This is a genomic window from Microbacterium sp. JZ70, assembly GCF_053903225.1.
Map to the genome: position 1 here is coordinate 690,448 of NZ_CP096405.1, position 17,417 is coordinate 707,864.

General features: G+C 72.5%; 16 protein-coding genes. 9 read left to right on the forward strand and 7 right to left on the reverse strand.

Translation table 11 applies throughout. The annotated features are described in order from the left end of the window. Positions 1-28 precede the first annotated feature (28 nt). Positions 29-1,294 carry a serine hydrolase domain-containing protein gene (locus M1D46_RS03130; RefSeq protein ID WP_456286584.1) on the forward strand — a complete coding sequence of 422 codons (1,266 nt, stop codon included), beginning with the start codon at positions 29-31 and terminating at the stop codon, positions 1,292-1,294. 12 nt (positions 1,295-1,306) lie between these two features. Here the strand turns inward: M1D46_RS03130 and M1D46_RS03135 are convergent, their stop codons facing one another. Then, on the reverse strand, positions 1,307-2,371 hold the full coding sequence (locus M1D46_RS03135) for an FUSC family protein (RefSeq protein ID WP_456286585.1): 1,065 nt from the start codon (positions 2,369-2,371) through the stop codon (positions 1,307-1,309). 22 nt (positions 2,372-2,393) lie between these two features. Continuing rightward, positions 2,394-3,572, reverse strand: coding sequence for an MFS transporter (locus tag M1D46_RS03140; RefSeq protein WP_282978496.1), 1,179 nt, complete (start codon positions 3,570-3,572; stop codon positions 2,394-2,396). Positions 3,573-3,682: 110 nt separating this feature from the next. On the opposite strand from M1D46_RS03140, the gene M1D46_RS03145 reads away from it, so the two are divergent. Next, positions 3,683-4,132, forward strand: coding sequence for a MarR family winged helix-turn-helix transcriptional regulator (locus M1D46_RS03145; protein ID WP_456284319.1), 450 nt, complete (start codon positions 3,683-3,685; stop codon positions 4,130-4,132). Here the strand turns inward: M1D46_RS03145 and M1D46_RS03150 are convergent. The 3 genes from M1D46_RS03150 to M1D46_RS03160 are packed head-to-tail and all read right to left on the reverse strand — an operon-like array spanning position 4,124 to position 9,673. Beyond that, on the reverse strand, positions 4,124-7,456 hold the full coding sequence (locus M1D46_RS03150) for an ATP-binding protein (RefSeq protein WP_456286586.1): 3,333 nt from the start codon (positions 7,454-7,456) through the stop codon (positions 4,124-4,126). The genes M1D46_RS03145 and M1D46_RS03150 overlap by 9 nt on opposite strands. Beyond that, the gene (locus M1D46_RS03155) at positions 7,453-8,199 is read right to left on the reverse strand and encodes a DUF4194 domain-containing protein (protein ID WP_456286587.1); all 747 of its coding nucleotides are present in this window, start codon (positions 8,197-8,199) and stop codon (positions 7,453-7,455) included. Before M1D46_RS03155 ends, M1D46_RS03150 begins: the two co-directional genes overlap by 4 nt. Next, a complete protein-coding gene (locus tag M1D46_RS03160) occupies positions 8,186-9,673 on the reverse strand; it encodes a DUF3375 family protein (RefSeq protein ID WP_456286588.1) in 1,488 nt (495 codons plus the stop codon). Before M1D46_RS03160 ends, M1D46_RS03155 begins: the two co-directional genes overlap by 14 nt. Positions 9,674-9,878: 205 nt before the next feature. On the opposite strand from M1D46_RS03160, the gene M1D46_RS03165 reads away from it, so the two are divergent. Next, complete coding sequence (locus tag M1D46_RS03165) at positions 9,879-10,118, forward strand: hypothetical protein (protein ID WP_271172668.1); 240 nt, start codon at positions 9,879-9,881, stop codon at positions 10,116-10,118. On the opposite strand, the gene M1D46_RS03170 is transcribed toward M1D46_RS03165, so the two are convergent. Continuing rightward, positions 10,090-11,379 (reverse strand): MFS transporter, encoded by a 1,290-nt coding sequence (locus M1D46_RS03170; protein ID WP_456284324.1) that lies wholly within the window; start codon positions 11,377-11,379, stop codon positions 10,090-10,092. The two genes, M1D46_RS03165 and M1D46_RS03170, sit on opposite strands and share 29 nt — an antisense overlap. Before the next feature lie 163 nt (positions 11,380-11,542). On the opposite strand from M1D46_RS03170, the gene M1D46_RS03175 reads away from it, so the two are divergent. Beyond that, positions 11,543-12,625, forward strand: coding sequence for a carboxylate-amine ligase (locus tag M1D46_RS03175; RefSeq protein WP_456286589.1), 1,083 nt, complete (start codon positions 11,543-11,545; stop codon positions 12,623-12,625). Between the two features lie 6 nt (positions 12,626-12,631). Here the strand turns inward: M1D46_RS03175 and M1D46_RS03180 are convergent, their stop codons facing one another. Beyond that, positions 12,632-12,877 carry a hypothetical protein gene (locus M1D46_RS03180; RefSeq protein WP_271172671.1) on the reverse strand — a complete coding sequence of 82 codons (246 nt, stop codon included), beginning with the start codon at positions 12,875-12,877 and terminating at the stop codon, positions 12,632-12,634. Between the two features lie 211 nt (positions 12,878-13,088). Between M1D46_RS03180 and M1D46_RS03185 the strand changes: the two genes are divergently transcribed. From M1D46_RS03185 to M1D46_RS03205, 5 genes are all read left to right on the forward strand, one after another. Continuing rightward, complete coding sequence (locus M1D46_RS03185; RefSeq protein WP_456286590.1) at positions 13,089-14,345, forward strand: cytochrome P450; 1,257 nt, start codon at positions 13,089-13,091, stop codon at positions 14,343-14,345. Continuing rightward, positions 14,342-14,773, forward strand: a complete 432-nt coding sequence (locus M1D46_RS03190) for a DUF6098 family protein (RefSeq protein WP_324013121.1) — start codon at positions 14,342-14,344, stop codon at positions 14,771-14,773. The genes M1D46_RS03185 and M1D46_RS03190 overlap by 4 nt, the downstream gene beginning before the upstream one ends. Further along, entirely contained in the window at positions 14,770-16,422 is a 1,653-nt protein-coding gene (locus M1D46_RS03195; protein ID WP_456286591.1) for a RecQ family ATP-dependent DNA helicase, read from the forward strand. Before M1D46_RS03190 ends, M1D46_RS03195 begins: the two co-directional genes overlap by 4 nt. Positions 16,423-16,514: 92 nt before the next feature. Continuing rightward, a complete protein-coding gene (locus tag M1D46_RS03200) occupies positions 16,515-16,961 on the forward strand; it encodes an SRPBCC family protein (protein WP_456286592.1) in 447 nt (148 codons plus the stop codon). 30 nt (positions 16,962-16,991) lie between these two features. Further along, complete coding sequence (locus M1D46_RS03205; protein ID WP_271172676.1) at positions 16,992-17,306, forward strand: DUF7882 family protein; 315 nt, start codon at positions 16,992-16,994, stop codon at positions 17,304-17,306. Positions 17,307-17,417: the final 111 nt, after the last annotated feature.

Consider the following 17,417-nt stretch of genomic DNA (forward strand, 5'->3'; position numbering starts at 1 on the left):
GACCTCGGAGCAACTGGGGGGTTGTGGAATGCGGAAATCCACTGTGCGCGCGCGGATGGCGCGCGCCTCGGCGGTCCTCGCGGGACTCGCGGCGATCGCGCTCGCGGCGTCCGGCTGCACGGCGAGCGCTGCGGCTGCCGGATCGGAGGTGCCGATCGCCTCGTCGGAGCTTCCGGAGAAGACCGTCGAGCAGCTCGAGGCGGCGGTGGACCACGCGATGCAGGGCGCCGGAGCATCGGGCGCCCTCGTCTCGGTCTGGATCCCGTGGGCGGGGGCCTGGGTCGAGGGCATCGGCACGACCGGCCCCGACTCGGACGAGCCCGTCACGACCGACATGCGCTTCCGCGTCGGCGAGGTCACCCGGGCGATGACGTGCGACGTGCTCTATCGGGTCGCCGACGAGGGCGTCGTCGCCCTCGACGACCCCGTGAGCGAGTGGGTGTCGAGCGTCCCCAATCTCTCCGACATCACCCTCCAGCAGCTCTGCGACGGCACGTCGGGCCTGGGCGACGGCCGCGACCGCCTCTCCCCGCAGTTCACGGCCACGCCGAAGCGCGAGTGGAACCCGCGTGAGCTCGCCGCGACCGGCATCGCCGAACGGGGGCGCGTGGGCGCTGAGGTCCGCGACTCGGACGCCGGGTACATCCTCCTCGGCATGGCGCTCGAGCACGCGACCCGCGAGAGCATGCACACGCTGTTCGAGGAGTACCTCGCCGAGCCGCTCGACCTGACCGCGACCGAGCTCCCCAAGGACGCGGCCGCCGAGCCGGGGGAGCCCGCGCTGCGCGGCTGGATCTCGGACGGCGCGGATCGCGAGGCCGGCTGCGTCGCGCCGACGGAGTACACGACGAGCTCGTCGAGCATCGGCTTCACCGACTCGGGTGCGACGAGCACGATCGGCGATCTCGCCCGCTTCGGGCAGTCGCTCGCGCTCGCGTCGGTCGACGATGAGGGGGAGCGCACGGAGCGCTGGTCGAAGGCGCTGCCCTACGAGGGCGACGACTACGTCAGCGGCGCGTACATCGCGGGCAGCCTCGTCGGCCAGAAGGGCGCTGCGCTCGGGTACCTGACGAGCGTGTACGCCGACCCGCAGACGGGCATGACCGTCGCCGTCGCGCTCAACAACTCGGCCGCCGGCGCGGATCTCGTGGGCGCGCTCGCGAAGGAGCTCGCGGCGATCGCGTCGAAGGCGCCGGCCGCGGGCGGCCAGGAGCAGCCCGAGTTCGGCCTCCCGTGGACCGCGGAGGACTTCCACGCCGTCGTCGCCGAGAAGGCGGTCTGCCCGATCGACTGACGTCGTCGGCGCCTACTCCGCGTCGCCGCGCTGACGGCGCTCGCGGGTGATCAGCGTGATGGCCATCGCGACGGCGACGCCGAGCACGGTCTCGATCGCGCGGTCCGCCATGAGCTGCGCCACCGGCAGCGGATGGCCGAGCTGCACCATGCACAGCGCGAGCGGTGTGATGAAGAGCAGCGCGACCGTGTAGTTCCGGCCGATGAACAGCTCGGCGCCGAGCTGCATCACCGCGATGATGAGGATGAGGGCGAGCGGCGGCGGCGCGAAGGCCAGCACGGCCCACGTGATGAGCACGCCGACGAGGGTTCCGACGACGCGCTGCGTGCCGCGGAGGAGGCGCGCGGATGCCGTCGGCGCCGCCATCGGGACGACGACCGAGACGATCGCCCAGTACGGATGGCCGATGCCGATCGCGGTCGCGACGGAGCCCGCGAGCACGACGCCGAGTCCGTACCGGACGAGGTAGTGCCGCAGCGGCCACTCGGGGCCGTCGCCAGGCAGGGTGCCGGGGTCCGCGGGGCGGCGCGGCCAGGTCTGCGCGACGCGCGCGACGTGGCGCCGCCAGAGGTGGCGACCGAGCGAGGTCAGATAGGTGAGCGTGAGGCTCAGCGCGAGGGCGGCGGCCGACACGAGCGCGGCGGGCACGAGGTCGGCGACGGTGCGGGCGGTCGAGGCGCACGCGCCGAGCGCGAAGACGTGGAAGAGCACGCCGGGCGGGTGCCAGTTGCGTCGGTGCGAGACGACCGCGATCCCGGTCGCGAACACGGCCGCGACCGGGATGAGCAGCCACTCCCGTCCGGGCGAGAGCGCCACCGCGACGCCGAGGAGGATCGCGAGGATGAGCGTCAGCCCCGCCTCCGCCTGCGACCGCAGCCGCTCGGGGAGGGGGAGGGTCCGGCCGAAGATCGACGACAGCGCGCCGAACGACGCGTACATCGCCCAGTCGAGCCGGTCGGCTCCCCAGAGCACGAGGAGGGGCAGCAGCACGGACAGCGCCGCCCGGATGGCCACGGTCCACTCCCCGCGCGCCGGCTGGATGCGGAAGAGGTCGCGCAGGAAGGAGGGAGGAGCCATCCCCTCTATTCTCCTCCTGCGGTCAGGCCGCGACCGCGACCGCGTCGGCGGCGACCCGGGTGCGCGCCATCCCGGCTGCCACGGCGAGCACGGCCAGGGCGGCGGCGGTCATCGCGGCGCCGACCCAGATCGGCGCGGTGTAGCCGAGGCCCGCGGTGATCGCGACGCCGCCGGCCCACGCGCCGAGCGCGTTGCCGACGTTGAACGCGCCGATGTTCGCGCCCGAGGCGAGCGTCGGAGCCTGGCCGGCATACGCCATGATGCGGCTCTGGAGGCCCGGGACGGTGCCGAAGCCGAAGCCGCCCATGAGGAAGAGGGCGACGACGGTCGCGATCTGCGATCCGGCGAGCAGGGCGAAGAGCGCGAGCACGACGACGAGCGCCGCGGTGAAGACGATGAGCGTCCGGTCGATCGCGCGGTCGGCGAGCCGCCCGCCGACGCCGTTGCCGAGCACGAGGCCGGCCCCGAACACCACGAGCAGCCAGGGCACGGCGCCTGCCGCGAAGCCGCTGACCTCGGTGAGCGTGTACGCGATGTACGTGAAGGCGCCGAACATGCCGCCGAACGCGAGGACCGTGACGACGAGCGAGAGCCAGACCTGGGTCGAGCGGAACGCACGCAGCTCGCGGCGCAGGCTCACGCGCTCCTCGGGAGCGGGGATGGCCGGGACGAGAGCCGCGACGCCCGCGAGCGCGATGAGGCCGATCGCGGAGATCGCCCAGAACGTGGAGCGCCAGCCGAGCTCCTGGCCGAGGAACGTGCCGAACGGCACGCCCAGCACGTTCGCGGCCGTGAGGCCCGTGAACATGATGGCGATCGCGCCGGCCTTCTTCTCGGGCGCGACCAGGCCCGCGGCGACGACCGAGCCGATGCCGAAGAACGCGCCGTGGCAGAGCGCGGCGAGGATGCGCCCGGCCATGGCGGTGGCGTAGTCGGGTGCGAGCGCGGTGAGCGCGTTGCCGAGGATGAAGAGGACGACGAGGCTGAGGAGCACGGCCTTGCGGGGCAGGCGGATGGTCGCGGCCGTGAGGAGGAGGGCGCCGACCACGACGCTGAGCGCGTAGCCCGAGATGAGCCATCCGGCGGCCGCCTCCGAGACGGCGAAGTCGCGTGCCACCTCGGGCAGCAGGCCCATGATGACGAATTCCGTGAGTCCGATGCCGAAGGCGCCGATGGCGAGGGCGATCAGTCCGAGGGGCATGAAGGGGTCTCCTGGTATGCTCGGTTTACTTGCACGCGCGGGATTTTGCAGCGGCCCGAGAAATACTGCCACACGCGGATACAACGCGCAAGCAACTATCTGGAGGAGACATGGGAATCGCCGACGACGCGGTCGAGGTGCGCGCGCAGGGATGGCGCACGCTCGCGGCCCTGCATGGCCTCATCGAGACCGCGCTCGAGCGCGCGCTCGCGACATCCGTCGAGCTCTCGGTCGTCGAGTACACGGTGCTCGACGCGCTGAGCCGTCAGGACGGGTGGCACATGCGGATGCAGCAGCTCGCGGGCGCCGCCGCCCTGAGCGCGAGCGCGACGACGCGGCTCGTGAACCGGCTCGAGGACCGCGGGCTGCTGACGCGCGTCCTCTGCGCGGACGACCGCCGCGGCATCTACACCGAGCTCACGCCCGCCGGACGCGATCTCTTCGAGCGGGCGCGCCCCATCCACGACGAGACGCTCGAGCGCGTGCTGGACGAGGCCGCTGCACGACCCGAGCTCGCTCCGGTCGTGCACGCGCTGCAGGCTGCGCCGGTCTCAGCGTAGGGCGACGTCGCGGAACGCCGTGATGAAGGAGTAGCCGGCGTCGTTCTTCGTGACCGAGAGGTTGAGCCCCATGTGCGGCTCGAGCGTCGTCACCTTGTCGAGCGGCGCCACGACGATGATCTGGAAGCCGAGGCCGAGCCACGCGCGGATCGCGCGCCCCGTGAACGCGCTGTCGGCCTTGACGAATCCCTCGTCGAGGAAGACCGGCGCGAACCGCGGCCACGAGCGCGTCTGATCGCCGAGCTGGTACCGCAGGGCGGCGCCCACGATGAACGCCACGAGCTCCTGCGACTCGCCGCCCGACTTGTCGCCGAGGGTCGAGTAGGTGCTCACCTCGCGGCCTTCGGGATCGATGCGGCTCGCCGTGATCTCGATGTGGCGGCGCACGTCGAGCACCTCGTCTCGGCGCGGGTTGACGCCCGACTCGGGGAGGTCGATGAGGTCGATGAACTCCTGCAGACGCGCGAAGCGCCGGTCGGCCTCCTCCGCGGTCCACTCGCCCGTGACATCCGCGGAGAGCTCCCTCAGCTGCGTCTTGAGCGACTCGATGCGCTCGGGGTGCAGATGGCGCATGTCGATGCGGAGCCGGTCGGTCTCCGATGCGAACGGCAGATCGCGGAGGATGTCGTTGACCGGCTCGAGGCGCTCCTCGATGCTCAGCAGGGCGTGGCCGAACGAGTCGCTCAGCATCTTGAGGTCCATCGTGCTGACCTCCTGCAGGTGACGCCGGAACTCGAGCCGGTGCTGCGAGAGGCCGTGGTGCGTGATCTCCTCGTAGATCGCGGCGAACTCGTCGTACGCGTCGACGGTCGTGCCGCGGTTCGGATCCGGCCACCTCTCGTTGTAGGCGGCGAAGATGCGCTCGAGCGACGCCGCGGCCGAGTCGAGCGTGGCGTGCGCGCGGCGGACGTCCAGCTGCAGCTCGTCGGCGAGCCGGGGGACGGCCTTCGCGAACCGGTCGTGCGTCGCGTCGGGCTCGATCCGGCGGAACTCCCGGTCGAGGTGCGCCGCGTCCTCGTCGGTCAGGACGATGTCGGGGCGCTCGGCCAGGCGGTCGCGCTCGGTCGCGACGGCATCCTGCCGGTCGACGATCGCGCCCCACGTGCGCTCGAGGTCCTCGAGCGCGGCCGCGCGGCGGTAGCGCTCCTCGCGCGCTGACTCGAGGCGCTCCGCCGCATCGCGCAGCCGCTCCTCGAGCTCGACGAGAAGGTCCGACCGGTCGAGGATGGCCTCGCGCTGCGCCTCGAGCTCGGCGACCTCCTTCTCGACGGAGGCGACGTCGATCGACGCCCACTCGACGTCCTGCACGCGGCGGTACGCCTCGGCGACGCGCTGCACCTCGTCGGCCTCGCGCTCGTGTGCGGCGCGGGCCTCCTCGTGCGCGGCGATGCGGGCGATCGTCTCGGCGATCTCCGCCTCGATCTCCTGCCGGCGCGCGGCGTTCGAGAAGCCGAGGATCGAGCGCTCGCGCGGATCGCGGCCGTGCGCACCGCGTCGGCCGTGCGACGTCTGGCCGTTGACGGTGACCTTGGGCTCGTCGCCGCCGAGCTCGGCGGGCGAGTCCACGCAGAGGTGGTCGCCCGCGACGACGCGCCGCTTGACCCACGCCGTGAACGGCGAGTCCCGGAAGACGAGGCGCCCCGAGATGTACCGCGGGTCCGACGGGGTCTCGGCGTCCTCCGACAGGTCGACGCCGTCGAAGCGGATGCGCCGCGTGAGCTTCATCGACTCGATGGCCTCGCGGATCTGCCGTTGCCGCCGCGCGTCCATGAGCATCGTCATGCCGATGCCCGACAGGGTGACCTCGGCGGCCGTGCGCCACGGCTCGTGGTCGGGGTGCACGTCCATGAGCTCGGCGGCGAAGGGCAGGTCGGATGGCTCGAGCCCGCATGCGCGGGCGATCTCGCGCCGGGTGCGGTCGTAGGCGTCGGGGATGAGGCTGTCGCGCCCCGAGAGCGATTCGAGCTCCGCGGCGTCGCCGCGCCGGCGGCGGGTCAGGTCGCCGATCGCGAGGACCTCCTCGTCGCGACGGCGCTTGAGCTCGGCGAGCCGGTCGTCGACGCCCTCGAGGAACGTCGCCGCGGCATCCTGCACCGAGCGCAGCGCGCTCTCGGTGGGGAACTCCGCGCCGAGCGTGCGCACGCGCTCCTGGAGGGTGCGCCGGGCGTCGGCGATCCGCGCTGCGCGGGCCCGCGCCTCCGCGACCCGCGCGTCGAGCCGGGCGAGCAGGTCGCCGCCGTTCTGCGCCCGCTGCTCCTTGATCTCCTCGACCTCGACCGCGAGCGCGGTCTCGGCCGAGAGGGCCAGCGTGAGCGCCTCCTTCTCGGCATCGCGCGCGGCCTTGTTCGCCTCCTCGGCCTCGCCGAGCAGGCGGTACTCCGTCGTCAGGCACCACAGCCGGAAGGGCGTCGCGTCGTCGCCGCGCGTGAGGCCGTAGCGGTCGAGGCGCGCGACGCGGTCTCGTGCGCTCTCGTAGTCGTCGTGCAGGTGCGCGATCTCGGCGAGCATCCGCTCCTTGGCCTCGTCGGTCGCGAGGCTCTCGTGACTCTGCTTGAGCGCCTGGAACTGCGCGAGCACGGCGTCCGCGGCCGCGTACGTCGGCGGCTCCTCGAGCACCATCTCCTTGTAGAGCCGGTCGACGGTGCGCACCTGGTGGCCGGCCTGGATGCGCGACAAGAGGCGCAGGGCGTTGTCGCTGTTGCCGCCCTCGCCGATGCCGAGCCGGGCGGCGACCGCGGAGAGGAAGTCCTGGGTCGTCTCGTAGGAGCGCAGCCCCGTGAACCGGGCCCGCAGGGCGCGCGGATCGAACCGGCCGTCCGCGAAGTCGGCGAGATCGGGCAGATGGAAGTCGCCCTCGACGGTGAGCTGGCGCGTGCGCACCTCGGTGCTGCGCTGGGCGCCCGCGGGCGCGAAGTACGTGCGCAGGGCCGTGTACCGCCGGCCGGAGCCGTCGACGAAGGTCATCGAGATCGCGCCCCACGCGCTCGTGCCGTCGCCGCGGAGCACGCGCTCGACATCGCGGACGGTGTCGCGCTTGCCGCGCAGGTACGTCAGCACGTTGCGCTGGTCGGCACCGCGGGCCCGGCCGACCGTCGCGTCGTTCGAGGCGCCGTTGAACGGCACGGTCGACGGCATCATGAGCGCGATGTACGCGTCGAGGAGCGTGCTCTTGCCTGTGCCGGAGCCGCCCGAGATGAGGGTCGCCTCGCGGTCGAAGTCCACGCGGTGGTGGCCGTGGAAGCCGCCCCAGTTCAGCACCTGGAGGTGGCTCGCGCGCCACTGGGCGGTCTCGTCGTCGTACCCGGCGATGAGCAGATCCGTCACGCGGCGTCCTCCTCGTCGTCCTCGTCCTGCGGTGCGTCCTCCGGCTCATCCGCCGCCGGCTCGATCCGCCGCCGCAGGGCGTTCTCGGGGCGGTTCTGCTCGGCCAGCCACTCCTGGATGACCCGGAGCCGGTCGATCGGCAGGAGCGTCTCGATCACGGGCGAGATGAGGAAGCGGTCGTCGCCGTCCGCCTTCACGAGGATGCCGGCCTTGACGAGCGAGTCGACGGCGGCGCTCGCCTTCTTCTCGTCGCCCGAGCGGTCGGTCGAGTGCGCCGGGCGGAACTGCGCCACCGCGGCGAGGCAGTCGTCGCGGTCGATGTGGGCGTGCGGGCGCCCGCTGCCGCGCTCGGCGAGGTGCCGCTGGCGCAGGTGCGCGAGGAGGACGGTCTCCTCGCGGGTGTACGCGGAGTCGCGCAGGAGCGGGGGGACGTAGCCCGACGCGTCGGAGCGGATCTGCACCTTGTAGGCGACGCCGCGATCGCGGTCGATCACGAGGTCGAGGAAGAGGTCGTTGAGGCGGCTCTTGATGAGGCGCGCGTCGCGCAGGAGGACGGGCCACTCCTCGCGCTCGTCGGTGATGATCTGGTGCTTGAGCATCACGACGAGGCAGCGGCGCTGCTCGAGCGTGAGCATGCCGTCGTCGCCGTCGAAGAGCGACAGGGCGGTGTCGTCGGGCGCGTTCTCGATCGCGTCGGGCGTCGTGAAGGCGTCGTCGGCGAAGGCGTCGTCAGGCGTCGTCATCGTCGTCTCCTGTCAGGTCGGTCGGCGGCTGCAGGCGGGGGAGCGCGAGCGCGCGCTCGGTGCCGTCGGGGCGGACGGTGCGGACGACGCCCCCGTCATCGGCGATCCCGCCGGGAAGGCCGTCGCGGGCGGCGAGGTAGGCGAGGCCGAAGACCTCGACGGGGCGGCGCAGGTCGTCCGGGAGGGCGTTGAACGCCTCCGAGAGGGTGGTCGCGCCGTCGGCGGCCGCGGCGTCGAGCCCCCGGCGCACCTCGTCGAGCAGCGGGCCGCCCTGACGCCGGACGTCGTCGAGCGACGGCGGCGCCGGCGCGAGGTCGGAGACGTCCTCGAGCGCGGGAGCGGGCTTCTCCCGGCTCGGATCGTAGAAGCGCGTGCGGAGGTGCTCGATGTCGAGGCGCGACGGCATCCACGGCAGGGGGACGGTGTCGCGGGCGCGGGCGGTCTCCATCCACACTGCGAGCTCCTGCTCGACGCGGCGCAGCGTGCGGGTGACCTCGCGCTCCTGCAGGGAGTCGTACGCCGCGAGGTACTCGGCGAGCGACTGCGACGCGCGCTGCTGGCGCGTCTGCACGTCGCGGAGACCGCGGCGCAGCAGCGCGTCGGCGTTGACGAACGCCGCGCGCTCGTCGGGGGACAGGTCGCGCGCGAACGGATGGCTCATGATCGCGCGGAGGTCCTCGCGGAACTCGGCGAGCAGGTCCTCATCGCTCAGCACGGTGAGGGCGCCCTGGAACGCGCGGCCCTCGCGGGTCTGCGACGCGAGGCGGGTGCTCGAGGCGAGGTACTCGCCGAGCACTTCGCCCTTGGGGCGCTCCTCGGCGCGGAAGTCGCGCACCATCTGGTCGTGGATGGCGTCGAGCGCCTCCTCGACGCGGCGGAAGTCGCCGGGGAGCTGACCGAGGAGGTCGACGAGATCCATGTAGCCCCCGAGCATCCGCTCGTCGTCGGCGATCTCGACCTCGCCGCCCGCCGCGATGCGCTCGCGCTCGGCCGTGAGCCGCGCGATCTCGGCGTCGAGCACGGCCATCCGCGTCGTCTCGTCGGGGTTCGCCTCGGTCGCCCAGCGGCGGACCGCGTCGAGGATGGTCGTGAGCCGCGATTCGCTGAGCAGAGCGCGCTCGCGCGAGAGCTCGCTGTGCATCCGCATCGCCGCGAGGGCGTGCGATGTGAGCTCGTAGGCCTCGCCGCCGTCGTCGAGCGGGACGCGCCGCAGCCACTGGCTGCGCATCCACGACAGGCACAGCGCGCGCCCCTCCTCCTGCGCGGGGACCTCGAAGCCCGCATCGCGCAGCTCGTGCAGGTACGTGTCGACCTGCACGTGCAGGCGCTCGGCGCGGACCTGCTTGATCTCCTGCGAGAACGAGGCCCGGAAGATCGCGAGGATGAGCGGTGCCCAGCGGCTGCGGACGAGGCTGAGCGCCGCGCCCTCGCGCGCCTCGGTGAGGCGTGCGACGTCCCTGGGGACTCCGCTCACTCGGGCCGCTCCGTTCTGCGCTTCGGGGTTCTCGCCGCACGGCGGCGGCAACCCTCGATTCTCTCACGGAGGCCGGGATGGTCCGGATGCCGGGTGCGCGGCGGATGTCCCTCTCGAGGATGACGCGGTTCGGCCTCCGGGGTGATCCCCTCGCGGCTGCCGCCCGCGAGAGTGGGATCACCGTCGTTCGAAGAGGGAGAAGCCGATGTCCACGGTCCAGTCGGTCGGAAGCGAGGTGCTCGTGCGCGGTGCATCCGCCGCCAGCGCCGTCGTCGAGGTGCTCGTTCTCGCGGGAGTGGCGGTCTTCATGGTGGGGGTGGTCGTCGTGTCCCAGGTCGTGCAGGCCGTCGAGGCCGCCAAGGAGGCCCGCAGCCTGCGGCGGCGGCCGCGGCACCCGGTGACCGCCCCGCCCGGCCTCACGCCTCCACGCGCGCGGGCTTCGTGAAGCAGAACGCGATCGCGCCCACGAGGAGGAGCGCTGCGGAGAGATAGAAGCCCGACTCGAGCATGCCGGTCGCGTCGGCGAGGGCGCCGGTGATGTACGGAGCGAAGATCGACGACAGCATCCCGGCGAAGTTGAAGTAGCCGTACGCCCGCGAGTACATCTCCTGAGGCGTGTTCTCGGCCAGGAACGCGATGAGGATCGGGTCGAGCGCGAGCTTGCCCACGAGGCCGTAGACGACGAGTCCCGCGATCATGAGCGCGTAGTCGCCCGTGAGCGGAACGAGGATCTGGCAGAGGCCGCCCAGCAGCGCGAGGGCGATGATCAGCGGCCGTGTGTTCGACATCCGGCGGGCGAGCATGCTGAGCACGATGGCCCCGGGGATCGAGGCCCAGGGCACGAGGGAGGCGATGATCCCCGTCTGCGCGGGGGCGACGTCGCGCACCTGCTGCAGGTAGGTCGGCAGCCACGTGAGCATCGAGAAGAAGCCGTACAGCGAGCAGAAGATCAGCACGTACGTGAGCAGGTGGTTGCGCGAGAAGAGCGCGCGTCGCGCCGGCGCGTCGGGAGTCGCGACGGTGCGCGCGGCGGCGAGCTGCGCGCGGTGCTCGTCGTCGATCGGCGCGAGGAAGTAGTGGATGAGCCCGGCCACCACGACCGTCGCGATGCCGAACACGAGGAAGGTGACGTGCCACGGCAGGCCCAGCGTGAAGGTCAGATAGCTCGACCCGATGAATCCGAGAGAGATGCCGACGGCCATCCCGCTGTTGATGACGGCCGCCGAGACGCCGCGCCAGCGCTTCGAGACGTAGCTCGACGAGATGCCGTACACGGGGCTGTAGTACGTGCCCTCGCCGACGCCCGTGAACGCGCGGAACATGAGGAAGATGAGGAACGTCGACGCGAAGCCGCTCAGAATGGTGCCGATTCCGAAGAGCACGTAGCCCACGACCACGACCCGCACGCGGCCGAACCGATCGGCGATGTACCCCGTCGGGATCTGCATGAGCGCGTAGGTGAGGAAGAACACCGTCGACATCAGGCCCAGCTCGGTGCGCGAGAGGCCCCACTCCTCCTGGATCACCGTCATCACGGGCGAGAGGATGTTCCGATCGGCGTACATGAAGACCCAGCCGAGTGAGAACAGGGCCGTCACGAGGAGCGGGCCCGGTCGGCGTCGGCTCGCGGGGAGCAGCCGCCTGGCGGGGGAGGGCGGTGCGGTCGGGGCGGAGATCGTGGGACGCGACTGCGTGGACGTGGTCATCTGGCTCCTCGTCGCCGGGCTCGAATGGTCGTCTCATTCGAGCGGAGCCGTGTTGCGGCCGATCCCGCGCCGTGTGAAGGCTCTGTTACGCGCCCGCTACCCGATCCGGAGCCCTTCCGGCAAGCACCTCCCGTCGCGCGAGCGCACGTGCGGATACTCGAGCATGAGGACATTCGGCGTGGAGGAGGAGCTGCTGCTCGTGGACGCGACCACGGGGCGGCCGCGTCCGCTCGCGCCCGAGATCCTCGCGCAGGCGGCCGGCCGCGAGCTGGCCGGCTTCGCGCTCGAGTCGGAGATGGACCAGGAGATGCTCGAGGTCATCTCGCCCCCGTGCGCGACGGCCGACGAGCTGAGGTCGTTCGTGCTCGCGGGGCGGGAGACAGCGGATGGTCTCGCTCGCGAGCTCGATGCGCGCGCGGTCGCGCTCGCCACGTCGCCCATCCGCGGCCGGCCGCACACGAGCGTGAGCCCGCGCTACAACGCGGTGCTGGAGCGCTTCCGCGGACTCGCCGCGGCGACGCTCGAATGCGGCCTCCACGTGCACGTGTCCATCGCGGACGCCGAGGAGGGAGTGGCCGTCCTCGACCGCATCCGCGCGTGGCTGCCGATCCTCCTCGCACTCAGCGCCAACTCGCCCTTCCGCGACGGCGCCGACACGGGGTACGCGAGCTACCGCCATGTCGTCTGGCACCAGTGGCCGACCGCCGGTCCGCTCGAGCTCCTGCACACGCCCGCCCGCTACGAGCAGCTCGTGCAGTCGCTCCTCGCGACGGGCGGCATCCTCGACGACGGGCAGCTCTACTTCGACGCTCGTCTGTCGCGGCACCATCCGACCGTCGAGATCCGCGTCGCCGACGTCTGCCTCGATCCCGAGGACACGATCACGATCGCCGTCCTCGTGCGGGCCCTCGTCGACACCGCGGCCGCGGCATGGCGCGCGGGCGAGCCGGCTCCCGACATCCCGACGCCGGCCATCCGCCTCGCCTCGTGGATGGCGGCGCGGTGGGGCGTTCGCGGCGACCTCGTCGACCCGGGCGCGGGGCGCGCGGTGCCCGCGGCGGATGCCGTCGAGGCGCTGCTGGGTCACGTCCGCGCGGCCCTGCGCGCGAACGGCGATGCGAAGCGGGCGCAGACCGGCGCGCGGGACATCCTCGTGCGCGGCACAGGCGCCGAACGGCAGCGGGCGCGGCACGAGCTCTCCGGATCGCTCGCGGGCGTCGTGCTCGGAAGCGATCACGAGGGCTGAGCGGCGCTACCCCACGACGGTGCGCACGGCCTCGAGGAGCGTCCGGCGCACGCCGAGGTCCTCGGCGGTGTCCAGGGCGCGTCCGGCGTAGCACTCCCATCCTTCGCCCGTGCAGCAGAGGTATCCGCGCACCTGGTCGCCCACGGCGACCTGATAGCAGGTCAGGGTCACCGGGATCAGCCGCGCGCCGAGCGACCGCACGGCCTCCGGCGTCGCGCTCCGGGCCTCTCGGGCATCTGAGATCACGCTCACGGTTCTCCTCCGCTCTCGACAGCGCTGTCGATCCGTCCGCTGATGTGCCGTCCAGTGTCGCGTCCGCGATCCTCCGGAGCACACGGGTTGACAACGCCTGCCGAACGTGAGGGGCGAGGGCGCGCGAAGATACCCTTCGTCGGGCTGCCCCGTGCCGGAGGCGCCTGTCAACCCCGTGGGATCCGGCCCTGCGCCCTGATTACCTCGGAGCATGACCGCATCCGCCTCCGCGCCCTCGAGGCCCTCCGACGGATCCGCCGCGGACGGCATCCCGACGCTGTGCCTCGACGCCACCCACCGCCTCGCGCGCGACGGCTACGCCTTCGGCCTCCGCGGATACCGGGACGTCGAGGCCGACGCCTTCCGCACCCGGCTCGTCGGGCGCCCCGTCGTCGTCGCCCGCGGATCCGAGGCCGCCCACGTCTTCGGCGCCGGCGGCTTCCGACGCAGCGGCGCCATCCCGCGATCCGCGATGCACCTCCTGCAGGACGAGGGCAGCGTCCAGGCGCTCGAGGGCGAACGGCACCGCGTGCGCCGCGCGCTCCTCCTCGAGATCGCCGAGCGCGGGCGCGGGACGCTCGTGGCGCTGTTCCGCTCCGAGTGGGGCGCCGCGGTGGAGGAGGTGTCGGGGGAGCGGACGAGTCTGCTGGATGTCGCGACGACGGCGCTCGCACGCGCTGCGTTCCACTGGGTCGGGGTGATGCCGCCGCCCGTGGAGGAGCGCGCGATCACGGCCGGCCTGCGCGGCATGATCGACAGCGCGGCGAGCATCGGCCCCCGCAACTGGGCGGCACGCGCGCACCGTCGCCGGGTCGAGCGCTGGGCGGCGTCGCTCGTGTCCTCCGCCCGATCCCGCGGAGACGCCGTCTCGATCGTCGGTCGCCTCGCGCACCACGAGGAGGATGGCCGCCCGCTCGACGTCGAGGTCGCCGCGGTCGAGTTGCTGAACCTCCTGCGCCCCGTCGTCGCCGTGGCCCGGTTCGTCGCGTTCGCGGGACACGCGCTGCACGCGCATCCGGAATGGGCGGCACGGGTCGGGACCGGCGACGCCGAGACGACGCGCTGGATGGCCGACGAGGTGCGGCGCTTCTACCCCTTCTTCCCGATGATCGGCGGGATCGCGACCGCGCCGTTCCGCCTGCGCGGAGAGGAGTTCCCGGCGGGCCAGTGCCTCCTTTTCGACCTCTACGGCACCGACCACTCGCCCGAGCTCTGGGAGCGGCCGGACGTGTTCGACCCGTTCCGCTTCGCGGACGCCTCGCCGCACGCGATCGTCGCGCAGGGCGTCGGCGACGGCCTCGGAGCGCACCGGTGCCCCGGCGAGCTCGCGACATCCGATCTCGTCGCCGAGGCGCTGTCGCTGCTCGTCAACAGCTCGCGATACGAGGTTCTGCCGCAGGATCTGCGCATCAGCCTGCGGCGCATCCCGGCGCGGCCGGAGGGCGGGATGGCGGTGGTGTTCGCATGAGCCTGCCCGTTCTGCGCACGCTCGAGGAGCTCGCGGCCGCGGTCCGCGCGGCGAGGGGCCTGCACGTGCGCTACTCCGCGGGGCCCGATGCCGACGCGTCGCGGACGAGCATCGATACCGAGAGCGGCCTCGAGCTGCCTGGCCTGTCGGTGAACCCGCTCGATCCGGAACCATGGTGGACGCGCCCGCTCGACGACTGGCTCGCCCGCCAGCTCTGCCAATACCGCCACCTGGAGGAGAAGGACGCCGAGCGCTATGCGTGGGTTCTGCGCGGCCGCGAGGCCGGTCGCGGCCCCGACTGCGAGCCGCTGCTCGCCGACGTCGAACCCGTCGCGAGACTCGCCGACGCGCTGCTCGACGAGGCCGAGGAGCGGTATCGCGCCCGCTTCGACGCGGGACGCGGCCCGGCCGATGGCGACGAGGGATGAGCCGCGCCGACATCGAGCGCACCGCGCGCGAGCGCTTCGGGCTGGATCGGCTTCGCCCTGAGCAGGCGGAGGCGATCGCGGCGGCGGTCGAGGGGCGTGACGTGCTCGCGGTCTGGGCGACCGGATCGGGCAAGTCCGCGGTGTACCAGGTCGCCGGTGCGCTGCGCCCGGGGCTCGCGGTGGTCGTCTCGCCGCTCATCGCCCTGCAGGAGGATCAGCTCGCCGGGCTCGGAGATGCGCCATCCGCGCCCGGTGCCGTCGCACTGAACTCCGCGCGCGGCGTGCGCGCTCAGAGAGAGGCCTGGCGTCGGATTCGCGAGGGCGACGCGGAGTACGCGCTTCTCGCACCCGAGCAGCTCGTCAAGGACGACGTCCTCGACGCGCTCGCCGCATGCGATGTCTCGCTGCTCGTCGTCGACGAGGCGCACTGCATCACGTCGTGGGGGCACGACTTCCGCCCGGACTACCTCCTCCTCGGAGGGCTCGCCGATCGGCTGGGGCGCCCGCCGATCGTCGCCCTCACGGCGACCGCGTCGACGCCCGTCCGCGAGGAGATCGTTCGGCGCCTGGGAATGCGCGAGCCCGCGGTGCTCGTGGGCGACATGGATCGTCCGGAGATCTCTCTCGCCGTCCGCCGCCATCGCGACGACGCCGCCAAGCGCTCCGCCGTCGTCGACGAGGTCGCCGGTCTCCGCGGCACGGGTCTGCTGTACACCTCGACGCGGAAGGACACCGAGCGGTACGCGCACGAGCTCGCGGATCGCGGCGTGCGCGCAGCGGCCTATCACGCGGGTCTTCGCGCCGCCGAGCGCCATCGCGTGCATGAGGCGTTCCTCGACGGCGAGGTCGACGTCGTCGTGGCCACCTCGGCGTTCGGGATGGGCATCGACAAGGAGGACGTGCGCTTCGTCGTGCATGCCGATGCACCCGAGTCGCTCGATGGGTACTACCAGGAGGTGGGGCGCGCCGGTCGCGACGGCGAGGCAGCGCAGGCGACGCTGCACTATCGGCCCGAGGACCTCGCGCTGCGCCGGTACTTCGCGGCCCGCTCTGCCGATCCCGACGATCTGCGCGGTGTTCTCCGAGCCATCCGTGACGGACGCCGGCGCCGCGCGGAGATCGCGGATGCCGCGGGCGTCCCGGCCCGCAGGGTCTCGGCCCTGCTCACGCTCCTGTCCGACACCGGCACGGTGCGCCTCGACCGGCGAGGGGCCGCGCTCGTACGCGGGGTGGACGACGATTCGGCGGTCGACGCCGCGCTCGCGCACGTCGAGGACCGGGAGCGCATCGACCGATCGCGCATCGAGATGCTCCGCTCGTATGCCGAGGCCCGGCGCTGCCGACGCCAGGTGCTCCTCGGCTACTTCGGCCAGGAGCTCGCCGACGCGTGCGGCAACTGCGATGTGTGCGCGGAGGAGCGGGGAGAGGGGCCTGATCTGACGGACGTTGCCGTGTCAGACGTGTCAGACGCGCCGGATGCGGCGTTCCGCGCGGACGATCGCGTGCGTCATCGCGAGTGGGGCGAGGGCACCGTCATGGAGGTCGAGGAGGATCGGATGACCGTGTTCTTCGAGACGGCGGGGTACCGGGTGCTCGCGCTCGAGCTCGTCGACGAGGGGGGTCTGCTGGACCGGGTCTCTTCGGGCTGACGGGAAGGTGGGTGCGGCATGCCCACCACGGGTCTAGGATCTGTTCACCAGGAGGGCGGCCCGACGCCCGACGTCAGCCCTGGGGAGGGAAGATGACGACCACGCAGGTTGCGCAGATCCACGTCGACGTGCCGATCGAGGAGGCCTACCGTCGCTGGACGGCGGTCGAGTCGTTCCCGGACTACATCGACGCAATCGACTCCGTGCGGCGCATCGACGAGGTGCGCTCGCGATGGTCGGCCACGATCGAGGGCGTCTCCGACGACTTCTACGTCGACATCGTCGATCAGACCCCTCCCGAGCGTCTCGCCTGGCAGAGCACCGACGGCGTCTTCCACAATGGCCGTGTCGACCTCTCGCGCGACGGCACGGGCACCCGGATCGTGCTGCGCATGGCGTGGGAGGTCGAAGGCGATGAGGGCACAGGCTCCGAGCTCGGCGACCGCCCGATGCAGCGCGACCTCGAGCGGTTCAAGGCGCTCGTCGAGGGTGCGGCTGCGGCGGAGGGAGATGCGGAGGACGGCGCCGTCGCCTCGTGACCGGCCGCGGCGTCGCGTAGGGTCGAGCGCATGGGCGTCCTCTACTACGGCTCCGAGTCGCTGCCGATCGCGATCGAGGATCGCACCCTCGCGCACCTCAAAGTCGTGATCGTGACCAAGCTCCGCCGCCACGAGAGCTTCGCCGTCTCGTGGCGCCATCCCGAGGGCGAGCCCGCGGGCCGAAGCACGATCTGGGTGCACCCCGCCATCCCGCTGCGCTTCGAGTTCGATGAGCCGGTCGCGCCCGAACTGAACCGAGCCTGGCTCGAGGAGCTGGCGACCTCGGCCAACGTGCTCGGCGGTGTCACGCTCGTCGAGGAGCACATCGCACCTGCCGTGTCGTAGCCGGGGCTCTCCGCGCCTTCGCGTCTCCTCGCGTCCGTGTCCGCCGCGTTTCCGTCGGGCCGCCGCGTTTCCGTCGGCCCGGGCCTCCTCGCGATTCCGTCGCCCGCGTCT